We start from the raw sequence: 21,842 nt of genomic DNA, 5'->3' as shown, positions 1-21,842 counted from the left end.
AAATTAACATTAACTGCCTGTTTTCACTTCTCGCTTTTGGAAGACAATCAGGGCAATGGCCAAGAAAATAGCCCAATAGATGACTAGGACTGTTAATGAGAATCCTAGAGACATACCTTCGATAAGAGTAACCTCTTCCATAAAATATTGAGATGGATCATTTGCAAATAACAAATATTTTGCCCAATCAAAGAAGAGCATTAAAATACCTGTAATTGATCCACCCACAATATAAGCTAACACACTAATAGCGATGGAGATAGCTTCACTTCTAAATACTGTAGAAATGGCGAACGAAAGTGTTCCCAGTACGACAAACATTGCACAATGAGCAAGATAATAAAAGACCATATTTGCAAACTGCGAACGTTCAATCACTTCACCATTTTGATAGACCAAATTCACATAATCAGTGTTGAGGCCGAAGAAAATGGCACCCAATATAAATGACAAGATAAACAGTACCACAACAAGTAAAAGAGCATATAGCTGCACCGTAATATATTTAGATATTAGGATCTTTAGCCTTGATGGTGGGCGAATCAATAATAATTTAATTGTACCATGCTTGTATTCAGCCGAGACAATGGTGGAAGCAATAATGATCACAAACACACCTACAAGCTGAAGTAAATTGGCGTTTGTTTTCACATAATCCCATACACTGTCACTAAACTGATTAGCTGGCGGTAAGTTATGCTTGATTCGATAATCATTAATAGCGATCTCTTTTTCAAGGCTTCTTTTAAAGAAACCATTTTCTGTTTCTTTGAGTTCCTTCTTGTTCTCAGTATTCATCATTTCTAGTTGGTCTTTCCAAGCTCCGGATGATTGATCTTCGTCATTTGTTTTAAGTGCAAAGATCAGTGTGGCAATCATACCTAAAACAAGAAGTCCAACCATAATCCAAGTTCCAACACGATAACTGATCTTCATCCACTCGTTTTGAATGAGGCGAATCATACGTCTGCCTCCTTTTTACCTGTTAAGCTTAAGAACTTATCTTCTAAGGTTTGTTTTTCTATTTTGATTTCGTACAAATGAATGGACGCGTCACTCAAATGACGAATCAATTCCGGCATTTTCTCTTCTGGCAAGGAGAAGAATAAATACTGCTCCTCTTCTTTTACAGTCGTACCTTCCTCAAATACACCAATGAGCTTCTGCGCTTCTTCCAGCTCACCGGATGCGACCTTCATTCGATAATTGACCAATTCGTCTTGATTCGTCTCTGTACGCTGATCCTCAATCGCAATCAGCTTTCCTTTTTGGATAATCGCAAAACGATCACACATCAATTCCATTTCTGACATGAGGTGACTTGAAACAATGACAGCTAGCCCTTCTTCCTTTGCAAGCCTTCTCAAGTAATCTCGTATCATGCGAATTCCCTCTGGATCAAGTCCATTGGTCGGCTCATCTAATATAAGCAGTTTCGGTCTATGTATGAGTGCTTGCGCAATGCCTAAACGCTGCTTCATTCCTAATGAAAACGTACGGACACGCTTATGTTTCACGTGCTGTAAGCTGACCAGCTCTAGCAGCTCATCAATTCGCCCTTCATCCACTTTCCCATTCATTCTGGCAAAGTGAACAAGATTTTGTCTGGCTGTTAAGTGATTATACATTTCTGGGTTTTCAATAATGGCACCAACATCTTGGATGGCATGCTGATATGAGGATTGAATACTATGACCATTAATCAGAATGTCGCCAGATGTAATAGGAGAAAGACCGACCATCATACGAATGGTTGTTGTTTTCCCTGCACCGTTTGGTCCTAAGAAGCCAAAGACTTCGCCTGCTTGGACAGAAAAGCTCAAGTCTTGAACGATCTTTTTCCCGTGAATATGCCTAGATACATTATGCAGTTCTAAAACGTTCGTCACGTTACCTCTCCTTCTTTGTCTAAGTATTATCTATCATCTATTTCCTGATAAACACCATGATCCGTTAAAAATAGAAGAACACTTCCATATGGTACAGCAATGCCCAAAAGTTGTGAAGGGGATTAGGCAAAATTTAGCGAATCATCTGCCTTTTTTAAGGTAGGGTTAAGAAAACAGCAATTTTTTATGTGAAAAGAGGCTTGATTTTTTTAAAAAATGAACCTTTTTCAACAGGTATATATGTATGGAATTCTGTTTAAGATTATTCCTTTCACCTATAAATAAAGAAATAAAAAGAGGCCTCTTACTGACAGCCTCCTTTCGTTATTATACCTTTTTCACAAACTCTGATTTTAACTTCATTGCGCCAAAGCTAGGAATTTTACAATCAATGTTATGATCGCCTTCAACTAAACGAATGCCTTTGACCTTCGTCCCTATTTTTAAAACGGAAGAAGAACCTTTTACTTTTAAATCTTTGATGACAGAGACCGTATCCCCGTCTCTTAACAGATTTCCATTCGCATCTTTGACAACAAGCTGGTCCTCTGCCGCTTGTTCTTGTTCAAGTGACCATTCATGCGCACATTCAGGACAAACCAGCAGACTGCCATCCTCGTAAGTATAAGGTGAACTGCATGAAGGACAATTCGGTAGATTAGACATTTGTGTTTCCTCCAACTTTCTATTTTATTTCATACAATTTTACCACATTTCTATAGAAAGGAATGTGATAGAAAAGGAAACATTTTTCAACGTTTACTTATTTCTTCCAATTGATATAGCAGCCGCAATATTCCGAGCGGTTCTCTCTACATGAAGAGCCCCATCTCTCATCGCCTCAGAAAGAGAAGTTACACCTGGAACGATACTAAAAAGTGCATCAATTCCATGCTCATGTACAACTGCACTGTCTTTTGAGAGGGAGCCCGCAATACCAATCACAGGCAGGTGATACTGCTTTGCTGCTTTGGCTACACCAATTGGCGTTTTTCCATAAATGGTCTGCTGGTCAATCCGGCCTTCCCCAGTAATGACAAGGTCTGCCTCCTTGATGACATCATCAAAATGAACTGCCTTCAGCACAATATCAATTCCTCTTTGCAAATCGGCGTGTAAAAAGCCTAATAAACTCGCACCAAGTCCTCCTGCCGCTCCTGCCCCTGCTACACCTTCAAAAAATACATTGAACTGTTTTTCTGCTACTTGTGCAAAATGAGCTAAGTTTTTATCTAACACTTGAACCGTTTCTTTATCAGCACCCTTTTGAGGACCAAATACAGCAGATGCTCCTCTTTCACCCGTTAAAGGATTGTCCACATCACAAGCTGCCTCCAGCCGAACGGATTGCAGTCTTGGGTCAAGTCCAGATAGATCAATAGAAGCTAATTGATGAAGGGCTCCACCGCCTGGCGACAGATCCTGTCCTGCATTATCAAGAAAAGCCGCACCTAATCCTTGCATCATCCCAACGCCGCCATCATTTGTTGCACTTCCGCCAAGCCCAATGATGACATGCTTCGCTCCTTGATCCAGTGCCGCAAGCATTAATTCCCCTGTTCCTCTCGATGTCGTGAATAAGGGATTGCGTTTTTCTTGCGGAACAAGGTGTAACCCAGAGGCTGCGGCCATCTCTATGACGGCAGTCTGACCGTCCCCTAACATGCCAAAAAAGGCATCAACAGGCTCCCCAAGCGGGCCTGTGACCACTTGATTGACAATGTGCCCGCCCGTCGCATCAACTAGCGATTGAACAGTTCCCTCTCCTCCATCTGCCATTGGAAGTTTGATATATTCAGCGTTTGGCAAAATCGCATGAAATCCTCGTTCAATGGCACATGCTGTCTCATATGCAGATAAACTTTCTTTAAATGAATCTGGTGCAATCACAATTTTCATCCTAAAGCCCCTCGTTTCTTATCAAATGTCATCAGCCAAACAACTGGAAAACGCCGAATATAATGGTCGATACGACGGTTAATGTCAAACCAATTAACGATTCAAAAGGCATGAGTTTCAACCGCTCTTTGATGTCCATTTGAACACTTCCTGCTGTGGCATGGAAAAAGCTCCCGTGCGGCATATGATCTAGCACTGTTGCCCCAGCATGAATCATGGCTGCTCCTGAAAGAGCAGATACGCCAAGGCCAATTAATGTACCGCTAAATACGCCACTCGCTACCGCCGTTCCTGCTGTTGTCGAAGCGGTGGCGGCTGACATAAATATCCCCGAAGCTGGTGCAAGTAAATACGGAGGTAATCCCGATGCATCGAGTGCTTGAATAAACACATCTTTTAAGGAAGAATTCGATACAATTCCTGCTAGTGTGCCTGTCCCTAATAACATAATTGCTACACCCGACATTTTATGAAGCCCCGATATCGCATAATCATTGAGAAACTTCCCTTTTTTCATGAAAAGAGCGCCTACAATGCCTCCGATCGGTAAGGCGATCATTGGGTCTATATTGATTTGAAAAAGCGGTCTTAAAGCCAACAATAAAATGGTGACAAGCGGACCCGCAAGTGCTTGAAAAAAAGCTGGCACTTGAACTTTGCTTTGCGCAGTTTCCTCTTCAAGAACAGGTGTCCCTTTTTTTGCAAGCTTTTTGGCTAACACATATGTAACAGCCAATCCAAACACAGCCGGGATGACACCCGCAGCCATCATTGAAGTAAGCGGTACACCAAAAGCATCAGAAGCGGCAATGGCATTCGGATTCGGTGACATGATATTCCCTGCCTTCCCGCCTCCAATCATGGCAAGTAGAATCCCCGTTTTCGACAGCTTTGCCCGTTTGGCAATGGCAAGTGCAATGGGCGCTACCGTGATAACAGCTACATCTACAAAAACGCCCACTGTTGTTAAAATCATGGTTGCCAGTGCGAGTGCTAATAACGCCCTCGCCTCTCCAAGCTTTTTCACGATAGCCTCGGCGATAGTTAAAGCTGCACCCGACTCAATCAAAACGCCAGCTAGTACACCTGCCGCCATAATTCTGAGGACAGCCGGAATCATATCCTTAGCGCCTTCCATCATGACGTTGACGGTCTGAACAATATCTACACCGCCTACCAAGCCGCCTATGAAGGCACCTGCCAGCATGCCATATGCAGGTGATACTTTTTTTAGAATAAGAACAATCGCTATCACAAGCGCCGTCACGGCTCCCAGTGTACTTACTGTCACATCTCCACTCATCCTCGATCTCCCCCAAAATGTCTTTCTCCAATTGTAAGCGTTTACTAGTGGGGATCGGGTTGTGAATCTAGATGAATTTTTTTAATTTATCCCTTCATTCCATTGTGCATATGCACAATCAAGATAGTTGACTCATCAACTGCGCCATATAAAGCTCCATCAACTGTTTCACATGACGGGGATTTTTTCCGGTCAATGCTTGAATTTTATCTAAACGATATCGCAAAGTATTCCGGTGAATAAATAAACGATCAACAATTCTTTGTAAATCACCGCCCTCTTCAATGTAAATCCTTAAAGTTTGGGCGAGCTCCGCTTCCTGTGTTAATGGCTTGTAAAAGTCAGTCCATCTAATCTCCTCTTCAACAGCTCCTGCAGTGAGGAATAGCCTTTCCAACTGATAAGATTTAAAAAAATAAATACTCTCCTCGGGATCAAGAGTTTTCCCCAACCTCAAGGCATCTCTTGCGTGCTCAAAAGACAATGGCAGTCGGCTTATGTCGTCGGCGACAGTCCCTATCCCCACTAGCACCTGACCTCCTACTGCTTTTTCCATTGTTCTTTGCAGCTGCCCTGCCACATGCTTTAAACGATGATCAGGGATCGGCTGCCTTAAAAGAACCAATTCATGACGAAAGGTCATGCCAAGCAAATCATCCGCATTCTTATCGTATTGAATCGCATGTATCATTTTATGCACAGCGTCTTCCGAGGATGGAACTGGCTGAAAAACGATGACCATTCGGCGCTTATCTAAATCCATTCCCAGCCATGCAGCTCGGTTCTTTAGCTGATGATCACCAACGTCCGAATCAGAAATTAACTGATTGACAATTTCACTCTCTATTCTTTGCCGCCACTGAATTCGTTCAAGCAGAAAAGACTGCTCTAACACAAGCTCAGCTGCCATTTTCACCAGCTCGGCATGATGCCGAATGTCCTCTGGCTCACCAGTAATTCCAATCACACCAACTACTTGTTCACGAAAGCAAATAGGCAAATTGATTCCAGGTCTCACTCCTTCTAAGCGTAAGGACGCCTCATGGTCAATTTCCATACTGTTCCCGCTTGTCAGCACAAGTCGTGCACCATCATGTTTCTGACCAATCCTGTTTCGTTCACCAGAACCAATTATGACACCATCTGCATTCATCACATTAATGTTTTTATCTAAAATACGCATCGTACGTTCAACCATTTCTTGCGCCAATTCAGCAGTTAAAAATTGCATGAGGCATCTCTCCTGAGGCTGTTTTCATTCAATGTATCATAGTGTCATTGCACAATAAATGCAAAGTGTTCAAAAATGAGGCATTGACAAAGGGACATTGAAAAGTGTTTAATCAAATCAAAGGATCGACCGACAGTCTAGTCAAAAGAAAGGATGGCTTTATGAGAACCGTTAAACATCCTGAAGAACGTAAAAATGACATCTTAAACGCAGCCGAAGAGCTTTTTTCTACCAAAGGCTATCAGCAAACAACGATTATCGACATTCTGAAAGCTGTTGGCATTGCAAAAGGCACTTTTTATTATTACTTTTCATCCAAAGAAGAAGTGATGGATGCCATTATTGACAGGATCATCAAAGCAGATATCATCGTGGCAAAGCGTATTGCGGCTGAGCCAGACCTTCCAGTCGTCGACAAACTATTTCGTATCATCATGGCACAATCGCCTCAGCAAGGAAGCAATAAACAGGGGATGATTGAACAATTCCATCAGCCTTCTAATGCAGAGATGCACCAAAAAAGCTTAATCAAAGCGATTAAAGAACTATCACCCGTATTGGCAGACGTCATTCAGCATGGGGTGGAAGAAGGAACATTCAAAACAAAGTTCCCGCAAGAAACGGTTGAATTCCTTCTTGCTTCTGCACAGGTCATATTTGATGAGGGCCTTTTTCAATGGACAGCCGAAGAAAGTATACGACGCGCTTTAGCTTTTATCGATATCCTCGAATCCTCATTACATGCAGAAAAGGGAAGCTTCTGCTTTCTTCTAAAGCGATTAACTGGAGAGCTGGATGAAAAGAATCAGTGATTGGTCACTTCAATACCAATCCTGCATACGTTATAGACTGACGGTCGGTCTAAAAGGAGAGTGATACTCATGTCTTTGTTATCCAAAAGAGGTTCATCCCACTTTATGTACCTCGTTCTCGGACAAATTATTTCCGTTTTTGGTTCTTCCTTAATTCGGTTTGTTCTATCTTTACACGTACTGGATATGACGCAGCGTGTTGACTTATATGCCTTACTATTCGCTTTATCCAATGTCCCACTCCTTCTTTCTCCCTTAGCAGGAGCAATCGCTGACCGGTTTAACAGAAGGAACTTGATGATTTTATTTGATGTTCTCACCGGCATCATGATTCTGGCTTTTTATTTTTGGTTATTCTCAGGAAATGATTCACTCTATATGATCGGAGCGGTCATGGTGCTTCTTGGTGTGATGAGTACGTTCTATGCTCCTGCTGTGATGTCCTGCATTCCACAGTTAGTAAAACAGGAACAATTAGAACAAGCAAACGGAATCGTCAATGGCGTGCAGGCACTTTCAGGTGTTCTCGCTCCTATTATCGGCGGGGTTCTGTACGGACTGATTGGAAGTCAATCCATCATAGGTGCCAGTGCTATCGTGTTTTTTCTATCAGCATGCATGCTTTTACGGTTAAACATATCCTTCTCACCTAGCCCGCTAACGGAAACTATGGGCAAAGTGCTCATAATAGATATGAAACAGGGATTTTCCTATATTGGCAGTCAGCCATTTTTAAAAAGAGCCATGCTGCTTGCTGCAATGTTAAATTTCATCCTCACGCCATTTTTTATCGTGGGTGGTCCAATCATTTTAAGGGTCACAATGAAAAGCAGTGACATCATGTATGGAATAGGCATGGGCTTGATTGAGTTCGCTGTGATCGCAGGGGCTCTGCTAGTTGGACTTGTAGCAAAGCATTGGCAGATACCTACTTTATATCGCTGGCTGATCGTCATCGCGATCATCTTGCTACCTGTCGCATTCTCAACATCCAACACAGCTCTTCAATTTGGCACTTATCCAGCTTATTTTCTCTTTCTAGCAGGATGTCTTCCAATTGCTATGCTGCTTACAATGATCTCAATCGTTGTAATTTCACATGTTCAAAAGAAAACGCCAAATAGTCAATTAGGAAAAGTGATGGCAAACCTGACAATGGTTTCTCAATGTGCTGCCCCGCTTGGTCAAATGATGTATGGATTCTTGTTCAATACGTTTTCAGCCAACATGTATGTGACGGTGCTAATAGTCAGCACTTTCATGTTTGCCCTTGCCTACTTAACAAAAAATATGCTTCAACATGAAGGAGAATCAGCCTCATGAGACTGACGTTTATAAAGAAAGACTTAACCCGCCACCGTCTCATTTCCATCGGTTTAACCATTTGTATTATGTTGACATCATTTCTCGCAACAAACGCCGCTCAAATGACAGTACAGCTGAATGGTTCCATTTCTAATCTGCTCCATTCAGCCAAGGCACCAGATTTTGTCCAAATGCATGACGGCAGCCTAAATGAAAAAGACATTGAAGCATTTTCAAACAAGCAGTCCATGGTAAAAGCACATCAAATCGTCCCAATGATTCCAATTGAACATGCAAACATCAAGTTCGGACATGAACCCGCCAAAGCAGGTGTGATGGATCATTTATTTGTGAAACAAAATCGTCATTTTGATTTTCTTTTAAATGAACAAAATGAAAAGCTCACTGTCAATAAAGGTGAAGTGGCTGTCCCTATCTATTTTCAACAAAAGTATCATCTCAAGATAGGAGAAACGTTACTGATTGGGAAAGGGTCTAATCAATTCTCTTTCCGCATCAAAGCGTTCTTGCGAGATGCACAAATGAACCCCAGTCTTGTTAGTTCGAAAAGATTCCTTCTTCATCACAAGGATTGGGACGCAATGAATCAAGTGTTTCATAAAAAGGAATATTTAATTGAATTTTTACTGCATGATGCCGCTCAGGCAGATGCCTTTCAAGCAATCTACCAGTCATCACAGCTTCCACAGCAAGGTCCAGCTGTCACATTACCTTTGCTCCGTATGCTGAATGCATTGACAGATGGAATGGTGATTGCCATTCTCCTGCTTGTTTGCATGCTACTTATCGGTATAGCCCTTCTCTCTCTCCATCTTGCTATGACAGCTTCTATAGAAGAGGACGAACGTGAAATTGGAATACTGAAGGTGCTTGGGATTCCTTTAACAAGAATCAAGCAATTATACGTTGGAAAGTATGCCGTGCTTGCTTGTGTAGGGTGTATAGCAGGATATGGGTTAACGCTTTTATTTGGTGATTTGTTTACGACCAATATTCAGCGCTACATGGGGAATCAGCCTTCTTTTACTTCTTGGTTCATCCCGCTTTGTGTTTCTATTGTAATGGCAATGATCGTCATTTCTTGCAGCTATACTGTCCTAAGAAAGTTTGGTCAAGTATCAGCTGCTCAAGCACTTCAAGGCGCCGCCATTTCAACGAATGATATAAAACTAATACCCCTACATCTCAAGAAAAACAGGTTCATACCGGTCAATATTTGGCTTGGTTTAAAAGATCTGTTATCACGAAAGAAGTTGTACACAACGATTACTTGTATTATCGCGCTTTGTACATTTTTGATGCTGCTGCCTATTCAGCTATGGCACACCTTACAATCACCGGATTTCATCACATATCTTGGCTCTGGTCAAAGTGACCTTCGAATTGATATACGACAAGGAAATCATCTAGAGGAAAATACAAATGAAATAGAATCAATGATTCGTGAAGATCGGGATATTCATACATCAGCCATATATGAAACAACTTCTCTTCAGGCAAAATCAAAGGAGAATACATTAGAAACACTCTATTTAGAAACAGGTGATCTCTCAGCATTTCCTCTCACCTATTTACAAGGGCGACAGCCTTTAAAGAATAAAGAAATTGCCTTATCAGTACTAAGTTCAGATTCACTCCAGAAAAAGGTAGGAGAAAAAATCACTCTCGTAACAAACGGGCATGAAATTCAAAAAACAGTGACTGGCATTTATCAGGATGTCACCAACGGCGGCAAAACAGCCAAAGCAATATCACAGCCATTTTCCCAATCAGCCCTTTGGAAAACCATTCAAATCCAACTAAAACAAGGAGTAGAAATTGCGGAGAAAAAGACAGTATTTGAAAAAGGGATATCTCCTGCAAAAGTGACAGATATGAAAGAATACGTTCATCAAACAATCGGCAGCACAGCCTCTTTAGTAAAAATCGTTGCATTTTTGTCTACATTAGCTGCTTTTGGAACCGCCAGTTTGATGCTATTCATGTTTCTGCACATGTTAAAAACGAAAGATTCAAGTCGAAACCACATGTTAAGAATGATTGGATTTTCTAAAAAAGATGTAACAGCACAATATATCACAAGTTTTATCGTCGTTATCTCTTTGGGCGCCTTTATTGGTACGATCGCTGTCCATACGATTGGACCAGCTTTGATGAGTGTAGGTGGAGCCTCCCTAGGGGCATCAAGCCTGCAGTGGCTGGCACCACAATGGGTGTCAGTTGTGTACCCAATCACACTGTTGATTGTCAGCTTAGCTTTAACCTCTTCGTTATTGAAGACGTTTTTTACTAATCAAACTACACGTCATACACTTTCATAAGGAGATGTTTCACATGGAACACTTGATTGAAACAAAGCGATTGTCTTTGCAAATCGATTCTTTAAAAGGACAGAAACAAATCATTCTTAAAGATATCCATTTATCGATAAAGCCTGGGGAATTTGTGACCATTATGGGACCTTCCGGATGCGGGAAAACTTCCTTGCTTTATCAACTTAGCGGGATAGAAACAGCCTCAACAGGTGAGATCAAATATAAAGGCCGATTACTATCAGAAATGACAGACAAACAGTTAACTGCTCTGCGCTTAACAGATATGGGATTTGTCTTTCAACACAGCCACTTACTAAAAAATCTTAATCTATTTGACAACATCATTGCTGCCGCTTACTTAACAAAGAAAAAGCCGAGAAAAGAAATGAATGAACGAGCTAAATATTTAATGGAAAAACTTGATATTGATCATTTAGCAGATCGATATTTGTCAGAAGTATCAGGAGGTCAGCTTCAGAGAGCCTCTATCTGTCGAGCGCTTATGAATGAACCAGACATTCTTTTCGCTGATGAACCAACAGGTGCTCTTAACTCTAATGCAACGAAGGAAGTGATGAATATATTTTCGAAAATCCATTCTGAAGGAGCAACACTACTGCTTGTCACACATGACCCAAAGGTTGCTCTTCGTTCTGAAAGAATCATGTTTATGAATGACGGAGAAATAACAGCCAGCTTACATTTAGGGAGATATGATGACTCAACTGCCGAGAATCGAGAATTTAGATTAAATCAATGGCTGCAAAATTTAGGTTTGTAATTGGAGTAAAAACAGGCAGAAAGCTGCCTGTTCTACTTTTTCTGGCACTCAAACGAATAATCCATCGAAAAACGATTTGTTTCTAATATGATTTTGCCGCCTACTTGTTGACAAGATTCTGTCAGTAACTCTATTTCTTTGCTATAAAAGTATCTCTTTGACATATACAGAGTCACTAAAACGAGTAACAGCGTCGTCATGATCACTGTGATTTGCCAGTTTAAGATTTGAAATCTTTTTTTCATATCAACGTCCTTTCTAATAGACTAGTGTTTGTGATTGGCATTTACTTTTGTCTGCTTCTATCAGTTTCTATTCCAAATTTGATCTAGCATCATCATAACTGATTTTCTTTAACAGATCGACCTTCCAACTCACCAATCTATTACATAAAATAACTTTATTTGTAATATACCAGTGATATTTTCGAACATAATCATAAAACCCAATGTATATACCCCTTTTTTAGACGACTAAAAAAAGATTTTAATCATTTGTAAAAACATTCAATCACCATTACAATTTCGTACATCACATGACCTTAGGTCCTTTTTATTACCTCTTGGCAATCACCTCGCAGAAATGATTATATTCTTCCAAAAATTGTGATATCGTTTTTTAGTGAAACAGGTGAAAGGATCTTAAAGAGGTGAAATTTGATGGCTATCATTTCTGCTGAACAGGTGGGGAACCGTTTAAATGATTGGCGAATTGCGATTCGCAAGCATGATATACACAGTGCTAACGCAATGTACACAGAATTAAAGCAATTACTTCAAGAAATGGAAGAGAATCAGGAGGTCTTGACTTATTATTCATTGCTAGAAGGCAAGTATAAACTCATGTTATATGAACGGAGAGGTAAAAAACTGAATGAACAGACAGAGCTAGATTGCCCCTCTAAAACAAACGATTTAATTGAATACTATTTTTACCTATACAAAGCCCTTTACGCTTCATATAACAGGGACTATGCATCAGCCATTGGACTGTTTAAAATTGCCGAGAAAAAACTGCAAAACATTCCGGATGAAATAGAAGTAGCAGAATTTCATACGAAAATCGCAAACTTATATATGCTACTTCGTCAAAGCCTAATTTCTCTTCACTATATTCAGAATGCTATAGATATTTTCAAAAGTCATGAAGGATATGAAAGAAGACTAGCGACAGCCTTTGTCATCGCCGCTGCTAATTATATGGACATTGGCGACTTCATAAGAGCAGAAAACTACTACAAAAAAGCAATACACATCGCTGACAGTCTAAATGATCATTTTCTAACTTCACAGCTTTTTCATAATATCAGTATTCTGTATGCCGAAGCTGGAGAATCGAAAAAATGTATCGATGCCCTAGAAAAGGCTCTAAGTGATGAAAACTACCTCTCATCGTGCTATTTCCATCACTCCATGTTTATGTTAATCAAAGAGCTGCTCTCTATTGATGAAAGAACACAAGCTCTCTATTACTTCGAATTGGTCAACCAAAAACATGAATCAGAGAAATGCCCCATCTATACAGCAAAAATGAATTTGCTTTACCATCTATATTTTACTGAAGATATGGCTCAAAAAGCTCAAGCCTGTTTCGATGAAATCAGCATTCTAAAAGAATTAAAGGATGCTGAAGGTGCCTGTGAATTAAGTGCTCTAGCTGCAAAACACTTTGAGGAATTGGGTGACATTCATCAAGCCTATCTCTTTTTAAAGGAAGCCTATCACGGGAACCATCCTATACTTGACTGGAGGAATTCTAATGAAAAAAATGAGTTTATTGATCATCGCTTTAACCATCGTTGTTTTCGGACAAACAGCGTCTTTCAATTCGTTAAATGAGACGAATGCTGGTACAACAGAACGACCTATCGGAACTTAATATAAAAATTGGTCATAGCAAAGAACCACTTGCCTGATCACAAGGCAAGTGGTTCCACCATTATTTTAATTGCTGATAAGATATGAGGCGGTGTATATGTACCGCAAGATAAGTAAGTTCATCATTAGGAATGACGATACTATGCACCTGTTTAATATAATCTTTGATTTTAAAAGCAACATCCATCGCTTGAGGATACAAGTGTGCAATTTGTTCAAACAACTCATTTTCTTGATCTGAGAGTAATTTATTTGCATAAAATCTTTCTACAAAGAACTTCACATGTGTAATGAACCGACTGTAATGAATATTCTCTTGGTCCATCTTCATATTCAATGTATAGCGCACAAGATTGACAATACTCCCGATCATTTTGGCATATTTCATGCCATCTTTCGAATCAGATTCTTCACCTAATGCATTAATTAAGTGAAAGGCGATATTGGCGGCTTCTTCTTTTGGTAATTGTATGCCCAATGTATCATTGACTAACTCAAGTGCGTACTTCCCTACTTCAAATTCTTCAGTATAGTAATTTTTGATTTCCCAGTACACGCGATTCGTCATATTAATATTCTTTTTATGTCGTTCGACAGCAAAATTCAAATGATCCATTAAGGTAAAATAAACACCTGAATTTAGATTTGAATTTAACCGTTTTTCTGCATATTGGACGATGTGCTGAGTTAAATCGATAAACTCTTGAGGCATTGAATCTAACAGTTGAAGAAATTCTTTTGCTCTCATGTTATCGACTGACATAAAGACTTGGTCCGCTTTTTTCTCTTCTATCATTTGACCCGGTTTCTGTCCATAGCCAATCCCTCGGCCAAACAAAACCATCTCCTGTTGGTTCTGATCTTCAGCCAGGACCACACTCGAGTTTAAAACTTTTTTGATTTTAAACATCGTCATCACCTGTTTTCATGATTGTGGTGTTCAATCAAGCGATTCACCATTTGTCTCAATGACTTTTTGGTACCAATAAAATGAATCTTTTCGAGATCGTTTTAAGGTTCCGTTGCCATCATCATCTTGATCTACGTGAATGAAGCCATAGCGTTTTGACATTTGTGATGTACCTGCACTAATAATATCAATTGAGCCCCAGCTCGTATATCCAAAGAGATCGACGCCTTCTTCAATCGCTTCTCTCATCTGACGGAAATGCTCTTTAAAATAGTTAATACGATAGTCGTCATGGATAGAGCCATCACTTTCAACTACATCCTTTGCACCCATTCCGTTCTCGACAATGATAAGAGGTTTTTGATAGCGATCATACAATTCGATTAAAGAAATTTTCAGACCAACCGGATCAATTTGCCAGCCCCAGTCAGTTGAAGGAAGATAAGGGTTTTTGACTCCACGAATCGTATTCCCTTCTGTCTGTTCTAATCCTTCTTGGGCTGATTCAGTTAAAGACATATAGTAGCTAAATGAGATAAAATCTACTGTGTTTTCTTTTAGAATGGTTAGATCATCTGCTTCCATATGAATATGAATATTTTTTCTCTCAAGCATACGTGTAATCAGTGGCGGATATTCGCCAAACACCTGAACATCTGCATAGAAGTAGTTTTCTAAGTTTTGTTTCAAGGCTTGTTCCACATCATTCGGATGACATGTATGCGGATATGTTGTCAATTTTGTCAGCATACACCCAACCTCGCTGCCTGGGATAATACGATGGCAATCTGCTGTTACAAGAGCAGATGCGACAAATTGATGATGAAGCGCTTGATACACCGTCTCTTCTACTTTTCCTTCTGGGCAACGATCAGGAATAATTCCTGCAGTAATGAATGAGTGGCGGTGTATACTATCAATTTCATTAAAAGTGAGCCAATATTTCACATCATGTTGATAACGTTCGAAACAAACATTGGCGAACTTCACAAAGAGATCGACCACTTTTCTTTCAACCCAGCCGTTATATTTCACACTAAGGGCTAAAGGCATTTCATAATGAGAGAGTGTCACAATCGGTTCTATGTTGAGTTTTTTCATTTCGGCAAATACACGATCATAAAATTGCAGCCCTTTTTCATTCGGTTCAGCTTCTTCTCCAGTAGGGAAGATCCGGCTCCATGCAATAGAAATGCGAAGTGTTTTAAAGCCCATTTCAGCAAATAGAGCCAAATCCTCTTTATAGTGATGATAGAAATCAACACCTCTGCGTTTTGGGTACTTTTTATCGTCTGGATCCTTTATTGCACGATCTATATTTTCAGAAGTAACAGCAAGATGTCCTTCATAATCTTCTACACTTAAATTGGAACGATACATTGCAATATCTGCAACTGATGGTCCCTTTCCATCTATATTCCAGGCGCCTTCTGCCTGGTTGGCGGCAATGGCGCCGCCCCATAAAAATCCTTTTGGAAAACCTTTAATTGTTGTCATATGATTAGCCTCCTAATTGTGTGACAACCATCAATGTATCTTGACGATTGACCTCTTGTAATGGCCGTACCTTTATATCATATTGATCTGTATTTGTGATTACAGCAAGTGTAACTGGATCATATCCTGCTGCTATGATTTTTTCTACATCAAATTCAATCAGTAAATCTCCTGCTTGAACACGTTCTCCTGCCTGCACTTTTGGATGAAAATACTGTCCTTCCAGCTGAACGGTATCGATGCCAATGTGGAATAATACTTCAACCCCTTGGTCCGTTTTCATACCAAGTGCGTGATTTGTTTCGAACAGCAAGGTCACCTCGCCATCTACTGGTGCATAAAGCGCTCCTTTTGAAGGTACTATGGCAATTCCTTCACCCATGACCTTTGAAGAGAAAATATCATCTTTTACTTCAGATAGAGAGATCATTTGACCAATCACAGGGCTTTTGAATGTTTCACCTGCCCCAATTTGTTCAGCAAATGCAGCTTGATCATTTGTCTTTTCTTCTCCTGTTTTATCCTTACCTAATACAAAAGCAGCGATAAAGGCGACAATAAACGAAATGACTGCTCCAATGACAGCAAACATCAGATTTCGCGGGAGCTCATCTGAGATAAACATCGACATACTTGCTAATCCAGGGCCAACAAGTACAAAGGCTTGTATACCAACTAATCCAATGAAGATTCCGCCAACAAACGAACCAATCATGACACTTCCAAGGACCCGCTTATTTTGAAGTGTCACACCATACAAAGCAGGCTCTGTGATGCCAAAAAATGCTGAAATCCCTGCCGAAATAGCTGTTGATCTGAGTACCTTGTCTTTTGTGCGTAGTGCCACAGCGAAACACGCTCCACTTTCAGCAATATTATGCGCAAGTGATGCTGGTAAATAAAGTGCTTCTTTCCCAAGGGTTCCCATCGTTGTGACTGCATAAGGGACCATTGCTTTGTGCATACCTGATGCGACCATGAATGGGAGGACTGCTGCTAAAATTGCGACAGCTACCCAGCCTACTGTATTAAACATTGCAAGAATGATGGATGAAAAACCTTGTCCTGCTGTAAAACCAATCGGTCCTAATAGAAGTAACGTAACTGGTACAGTAATGACCAATGACATCATTGGGACAAAGAAAATCCGAATTGGTTTTGGTGAAAATCGTGTAAAGAATTTTTCCATTTGAGCGTAAAGCAATACAGAAAGGATTGCTGGGAACACTTGATACGCATAAGCTATATTTTTTACGTCGAATGTCATCAATTGCGCACCTTCAGTAAGCATAGCCGTCATGTTCGGAAGAAGGAGCGCACCGACTGCTGATAATGCGACCAGTGGGTTTACTTTTAGTTTATTGGCAGTCGTTACAGCGACTAGTAAAGGGAGGAAGTAAAGAGGTGCGTCCCCTACCATGTTCAATATTTGATAGGTTTGGCCCTTTGCATCCATCCAGCCTAATAAAGAGAAAAGGAGAAGAAATGATTTTAAAATCCCTCCGCCTGCGATAGCTGGAACAAGCGGCTGGAAGACACCTACAATGAAATCTAACAGAACTGTGCCTGCTTTTCTTTTTTCTTTTGGCTGATTGGAAGGCGCGTCTTTCCCTGATGAGCTGCTACCTATTAAACTTGTTAACTTTTGATACACTTCGATGACGTCATTCCCAATGACCACTTGGCATTGACCTGACATTCTGACAGCTATGACACCTGGCGTTTTTTCTAGAGCCGGTACATCTGCCTTCTTCTGATCAATCAGTGTGAAGCGAAGTCTTGTTGAACAGTGCTCAAGGTGCGCAATGTTTTCTTTGCCACCTACATGCTGTAAAACGTCTTTGGCAACCTGTGTGTAATCCATTTTTTCTCCCCCTTTTCTCATACATGAGACCTATATTTCGGCAATAAAAAAAGGACCTAAAACGACAAATTAAAGAAATTCATCGTTTTTAGATCCTGCCTGCATGACCAGTCACATGTCTAATTTATCAATATTGGATTTGATTTTAGTATATATTGAGTTAATGTAAGCGTCAACATATATTTTTGAATTTAAAAAATATTTTTTTACAAGTCTAATGTCATCAAAACGACCTCATTTTACTTTAGAGGAAATTTAAATCGAAAAAGTCAGATAGTCTCAAATGTCCTATCTGACTTAATTATTATCATTATTTTTTCTTTGCTTTTTTCTTTGCGGCATTTTTAAATGCTTCTTCTTGCTTTTGATATTGTTTCTTATTCACAGCTTTCAGTTTCATTTTTTCATTCTTTTTCCAAATCGGTAACTCAATATAGGAAGCCTCTACATCAGATGACCCTATCATCTTAGACAAGCCACACTTTATTTTTGGTGTGGGATATACCCAAAAGTTTTTAAAACCTGTGGTTCCAACTGCTTGATATTTTTCTTTTTTCAATGGCTTACTTTTCTTCCCTGTGGCTTTGGAGATTGTAATAGCCCCTGAAAAATCCCCTTCAAAAACGGCTTCTTCGATATCAAGGAAAATTTGATATGAATTGTTTTTTGCTGTATACAGATAGCCGTAGGCTTTATTTAAATTATCTGTGTATTTCCCTATGATCTCATAGTAACGGTCTTCTGCTGTATCGACGTACTCATCATAGCGCTTATCTATGGCTTTTTTGTATTCTTTTAATTTCTTCTCATCAACAGCTTGATAGCGTTTACTTTTCTTTGCTCCTTGCTTTTTGACCATGAGATCTTTTCCAGAAAAATAGATGTCATATACGATTGTTTTCTTCTTTTGTTGGACTTTAAGTTTGTATCCTTTTTTGGTGGTTTTCCCCGTTAGCTTGTATTTTGTTTTCACCATAAAAGGTTCAATTGGATCAATCTTAACACCCTTACCGTTTAGGTAACCCGTGACCTTGCCTTTCTTTTCAGTCACCTTCAGCCAACTGACATTGTCCTTTGTTTTATAAGCATATGCATAAGATTGATTCAGTGATTCTTTTTTAGCAGATGCTTTGTTTCCTCCAAAACTTCCAACACCAATCAATAGTGCAACAATCATGAACAATATTCCTATGTTCCTCAACTTCATTTGTACACCCTCCATTCTTTTATGAATAGATGCGCAAGCACTTTACACATCAAGTATATATTACCATATTTATGATTTATCTCCTGTATTTCAAAAATATAAATCTATCAATTATTATTTTCTTGCTTTTTATTCATTTCAAATTTATTATATATCTAATTGATATATCTTTTAGATAGGTGGGCTGATATGAAAAAATACAATGATACGACGTATGCAATTTTAGGTATTTTAACGACAGATTGTAAGTCAGGGTACGAAGTGAAGCAATTAATTGATAAGAGCTTGCATCATTTTTGGAAAATTAGTTATGGACAAATTTATCCAGCTTTAAAGTTTATAGTCGAGGAAGGTCTTGCTGAGGTTTCACCCGCTTCTACGTCTGGTCGCTCAGACAAGCGGGAATATCATTTGACTGAAAAAGGGCTGAAGACGTTAAGGCAGTGGTTAGCGCAGCCGCTCGATCAGTTACCAACAGAACGAAATGAAGTGTTATTAAAGTTATTCTTCGGTCAATATCTTTCGTTTGAGAAAAAGCTGGTGCTTCTACAGGATTATGAAAGGCAGCTTCGTATCCGTTATGAGACCTATGTTTCGATTGAAAAAAACATTCAAGAGCTTTATCCAGATGAAGCGGATGCGAAGTATTGGCTGTTTACTTTAGATTACGGAAAAAGAGTGGCTCAAGCGGGAATTGATTGGTGCGTGGAAACATCCCATTTGATGAAGAAGGAAGGGTAAATGAATGAAAAAAGACATACGTGCTGGCAGGTTTACAACAGAGAATTCTGACTCGATTGTTGTGTTCATTATCGGCATGCGGATCAACAAACGCTGGGCAGTTCATCAATGGCTGCCTGTGTTCACGGCGATGCCTGGCATGATCAAAGAGCTGTATACCCATCAAGATGAGCTTGGTTTCCTCGGGACAGAGAATTACTTTGGCTTACGCACGACAGCGATGATCCAATATTGGAAATCAACAGATGACCTCCTTGCCTATGCGAAGATGGAAAAACATTTGGTGGCTTGGAAGAACTTCCATCAGAAGGCTCAGAACAATGACGCAGTGGGCATTTATCATGAAACCTATCAAATTCAAGCCGGCTCGTATGAATCCGTCTATATGAACATGCCTTCCTACGGACTGAGCCAAGCGAGAGCTCCTATTCCAATTGGTAAAGGAAAACAAACAGCGAAAGAACGGCTGAAAACAACAAATTCCTAGAGAGCGAATCTCTAGGAATTTCTTTTTGCAACGGTCACAAAATGCTTTAATATGCGGGCTGTTAATCCCCAAATGGTGTAGTTTTCATAATCATAAAACCATTCCTCTATCGATCGGCTCCCCCAGCGGTACTTCTCACCATTCATGATTTTTTCATAAGGGAAATCCTCACCTGGTGTTGGCTGAACGGGTACATGATGTAAGTACGGCTCATATTGGCTGAGCCATGATAGAGGCACGGTAAAGGTCTCTTCTACTTCTTCTTGATTGAAGGAGTGTTTCACTTTTTGTTCATCAATGATCCCGACATATGGGTAGACCACGAAGGATGGAGAAGCAATGTAAGGACTGAGCTGTCCAAGAATCTCCACCGATTCTGGTGGAATACCCAGCTCTTCATGTGTTTCTCGCAGTGCAGCTTCCTGTGCTGTTTCGCTGCCGTCGAGTTTGCCACCAGGGAAGCTAATATCACCCGGCTGTTTTCTCATGGTCAGCGATCGCACCTCAAATAATATATGCCATTCCCCGTTTACTTGCACCAAAGGGACAAGGACCGCAGCTTTGAACGCTGTCTCTTCTCCAATAAATAACGGTTGTGATTGATGTAAGTCATTTTTAAATTGGTCAATGAACACGGACATCACCTGTTTTCTGTTTCTCTTTCCTTTAGCGTATCATGGTTCACCTTTTGATTAAAGATGATCTTTCTGACAATTATTTTTATCAATTTGACAACTAAACTTGTCAAATTGAATACAATGCTTTACAATCAAAGAAAGATTTCGATCAAAGTTGAGGTGACAGAATGAAAAATCGGCTAAAAGAGCTTCGTGCGCGTGATGGGTTGAACCAAACTGAGCTTGCAAAGCGTGCAAAGGTTTCTCGTCAGACCATCAGCTTAATGGAACGAGATGAATTAATGCCGTCTCTCTTGCTCGCTGTTAAGCTTTCACGAATTTTTCAGGAACCCATTGAACGTATTTTTCTATTCGAGGAGGATGAACTCACATGAAAATTGTATACAAAATGCTCTTAGGTGCTCTCCTTGGCTTTCTCGGCGCTTACTGTCTGCTGGCAGCCGAATTTGAGATGACACTTCTTGATGTTGCATTCGAAGCGACTCTTGTCATCAGCGGATTGACGATTCTATTGATTATTTATTGTTTTTCAGGGATTTCACGTATGAAAAAAAGAGTATCACTTTCGGTATCTGGTGATGAGGAGGATGAACTGGAAGCAAAACAGTATCGAACCTTTACTGATTTGACGTTAGCCAATACGGTGAGTACCATTTTGTCCATTATTGCCATCGGTATGGCCATCGTAACCGAGCAGCCTATTTGGCTGATTCTGGTCAATGTTACTTTATTTATCGTCACCATTATCAGTTCTTATGTAGCGATATCCGTTCTAAAGCTTGTCTACCCTAATCGCAACCTACCAAGCCCATCTGACAAAGATTATAGTAAAAAGCTGCTCGCTATTTCTGACGAAGGTGAAAAGCATGTGATGCTTGGCGGACTGTTTCACACATATCAATTGATGAATATCCTGTTGATCGGTGCCATGTTTATTTTGATTGTGTATTCCCTTGGGGCCAATCACTCTCAGCTCTTCTCAATCATGGTGATTGGACTTGTTTTAATCATTTTGAATGCAAATTATATGTTCAGGATTAGAAATCGTTAAATGAACAAAAGCAC

Annotated in this window: 20 protein-coding genes; 9 read left to right on the top strand and 11 right to left on the bottom strand. The window is 40.0% G+C overall.

Features of this window, described 5'->3' with window-relative positions:
• Positions 1–9: 9 nt before the first annotated feature.
• The 6 genes from C6Y03_RS04265 to C6Y03_RS04240 all read right to left on the bottom strand — a co-directional run bounded on the left by C6Y03_RS04265 (position 10) and on the right by C6Y03_RS04240 (position 6,322).
• Positions 10–963: an ABC transporter permease gene (locus tag C6Y03_RS04265; protein ID WP_034660531.1), complete on the bottom strand. Its 954-nt coding sequence runs from the start codon at positions 961–963 to the stop codon at positions 10–12.
• The gene (locus tag C6Y03_RS04260) at positions 960–1,889 is read right to left on the bottom strand and encodes an ABC transporter ATP-binding protein (RefSeq protein ID WP_106038892.1); all 930 of its coding nucleotides are present in this window, start codon (positions 1,887–1,889) and stop codon (positions 960–962) included. The genes C6Y03_RS04265 and C6Y03_RS04260 overlap by 4 nt, the downstream gene beginning before the upstream one ends.
• A 327-nt stretch (positions 1,890–2,216) precedes the next feature.
• Positions 2,217–2,555 carry a zinc ribbon domain-containing protein YjdM gene (locus C6Y03_RS04255; RefSeq protein WP_106038891.1) on the bottom strand — a complete coding sequence of 113 codons (339 nt, stop codon included), beginning with the start codon at positions 2,553–2,555 and terminating at the stop codon, positions 2,217–2,219.
• Positions 2,556–2,648: 93 nt separating this feature from the next.
• Entirely contained in the window at positions 2,649–3,788 is a 1,140-nt protein-coding gene (locus tag C6Y03_RS04250; RefSeq protein WP_106038890.1) for a glycerate kinase, read from the bottom strand.
• 31 nt (positions 3,789–3,819) lie between these two features.
• A complete protein-coding gene (locus C6Y03_RS04245) occupies positions 3,820–5,091 on the bottom strand; it encodes a GntP family permease (RefSeq protein WP_106038889.1) in 1,272 nt (423 codons plus the stop codon).
• A 118-nt stretch (positions 5,092–5,209) separates the two neighbouring features.
• A complete protein-coding gene (locus tag C6Y03_RS04240; protein WP_106038888.1) occupies positions 5,210–6,322 on the bottom strand; it encodes a CdaR family transcriptional regulator in 1,113 nt (370 codons plus the stop codon).
• 161 nt (positions 6,323–6,483) lie between these two features.
• On the opposite strand from C6Y03_RS04240, the gene C6Y03_RS04235 reads away from it, so the two are divergent.
• The 5 genes from C6Y03_RS04235 to C6Y03_RS04210 all read left to right on the top strand — a co-directional run bounded on the left by C6Y03_RS04235 (position 6,484) and on the right by C6Y03_RS04210 (position 13,394).
• Positions 6,484–7,134 (top strand): TetR/AcrR family transcriptional regulator, encoded by a 651-nt coding sequence (locus C6Y03_RS04235; RefSeq protein ID WP_106039018.1) that lies wholly within the window; start codon positions 6,484–6,486, stop codon positions 7,132–7,134.
• A gap of 69 nt (positions 7,135–7,203) precedes the next feature.
• Positions 7,204–8,457 carry an MFS transporter gene (locus C6Y03_RS04230; protein WP_106038887.1) on the top strand — a complete coding sequence of 418 codons (1,254 nt, stop codon included), beginning with the start codon at positions 7,204–7,206 and terminating at the stop codon, positions 8,455–8,457.
• Positions 8,454–10,781 carry an FtsX-like permease family protein gene (locus C6Y03_RS04225; protein ID WP_106038886.1) on the top strand — a complete coding sequence of 776 codons (2,328 nt, stop codon included), beginning with the start codon at positions 8,454–8,456 and terminating at the stop codon, positions 10,779–10,781. The genes C6Y03_RS04230 and C6Y03_RS04225 overlap by 4 nt, the downstream gene beginning before the upstream one ends.
• Before the next feature lie 13 nt (positions 10,782–10,794).
• Entirely contained in the window at positions 10,795–11,556 is a 762-nt protein-coding gene (locus C6Y03_RS04220; RefSeq protein ID WP_106030711.1) for an ABC transporter ATP-binding protein, read from the top strand.
• A gap of 659 nt (positions 11,557–12,215) precedes the next feature.
• A complete protein-coding gene (locus C6Y03_RS04210) occupies positions 12,216–13,394 on the top strand; it encodes a Rap family tetratricopeptide repeat protein (RefSeq protein WP_106038885.1) in 1,179 nt (392 codons plus the stop codon).
• A 100-nt stretch (positions 13,395–13,494) separates the two neighbouring features.
• On the opposite strand, the gene C6Y03_RS04205 is transcribed toward C6Y03_RS04210, so the two are convergent.
• The 4 genes from C6Y03_RS04205 to C6Y03_RS04190 form a co-directional block, all read right to left on the bottom strand.
• Positions 13,495–14,343, bottom strand: coding sequence for a PRD domain-containing protein (locus C6Y03_RS04205; RefSeq protein ID WP_106030712.1), 849 nt, complete (start codon positions 14,341–14,343; stop codon positions 13,495–13,497).
• Between the two features lie 30 nt (positions 14,344–14,373).
• On the bottom strand, positions 14,374–15,840 hold the full coding sequence (locus C6Y03_RS04200) for a glycoside hydrolase family 1 protein (RefSeq protein WP_106030713.1): 1,467 nt from the start codon (positions 15,838–15,840) through the stop codon (positions 14,374–14,376).
• A 4-nt stretch (positions 15,841–15,844) separates the two neighbouring features.
• The gene (locus tag C6Y03_RS04195) at positions 15,845–17,704 is read right to left on the bottom strand and encodes a beta-glucoside-specific PTS transporter subunit IIABC (RefSeq protein WP_106036356.1); all 1,860 of its coding nucleotides are present in this window, start codon (positions 17,702–17,704) and stop codon (positions 15,845–15,847) included.
• A gap of 310 nt (positions 17,705–18,014) precedes the next feature.
• Positions 18,015–18,911, bottom strand: coding sequence for a hypothetical protein (locus tag C6Y03_RS04190; RefSeq protein ID WP_066031500.1), 897 nt, complete (start codon positions 18,909–18,911; stop codon positions 18,015–18,017).
• A gap of 189 nt (positions 18,912–19,100) precedes the next feature.
• On the opposite strand from C6Y03_RS04190, the gene C6Y03_RS04185 reads away from it, so the two are divergent.
• Complete coding sequence (locus tag C6Y03_RS04185) at positions 19,101–19,652, top strand: PadR family transcriptional regulator (protein ID WP_106038884.1); 552 nt, start codon at positions 19,101–19,103, stop codon at positions 19,650–19,652.
• 4 nt (positions 19,653–19,656) lie between these two features.
• The gene (locus tag C6Y03_RS04180) at positions 19,657–20,139 is read left to right on the top strand and encodes a DUF4188 domain-containing protein (protein ID WP_106038883.1); all 483 of its coding nucleotides are present in this window, start codon (positions 19,657–19,659) and stop codon (positions 20,137–20,139) included.
• A gap of 11 nt (positions 20,140–20,150) precedes the next feature.
• On the opposite strand, the gene C6Y03_RS04175 is transcribed toward C6Y03_RS04180, so the two are convergent.
• On the bottom strand, positions 20,151–20,774 hold the full coding sequence (locus C6Y03_RS04175) for an NUDIX hydrolase (protein WP_106038882.1): 624 nt from the start codon (positions 20,772–20,774) through the stop codon (positions 20,151–20,153).
• 170 nt (positions 20,775–20,944) lie between these two features.
• On the opposite strand from C6Y03_RS04175, the gene C6Y03_RS04170 reads away from it, so the two are divergent.
• On the top strand, positions 20,945–21,151 hold the full coding sequence (locus C6Y03_RS04170; protein WP_034323321.1) for a helix-turn-helix transcriptional regulator: 207 nt from the start codon (positions 20,945–20,947) through the stop codon (positions 21,149–21,151).
• On the top strand, positions 21,148–21,828 hold the full coding sequence (locus tag C6Y03_RS04165) for a DUF3169 family protein (RefSeq protein ID WP_106038881.1): 681 nt from the start codon (positions 21,148–21,150) through the stop codon (positions 21,826–21,828). The genes C6Y03_RS04170 and C6Y03_RS04165 overlap by 4 nt, the downstream gene beginning before the upstream one ends.
• The last annotated feature ends 14 nt before the right edge of the window (positions 21,829–21,842 follow it).

The sequence above is a fragment of the Bacillus sp. LNXM65 genome, assembly GCF_002998575.1.
Lineage (GTDB): Bacteria > Bacillota > Bacilli > Bacillales > Bacillaceae > Bacillus.
Note: the sequence above shows the minus strand (reverse complement) of the source record. Positions and strands in the feature narration are given on the sequence as shown.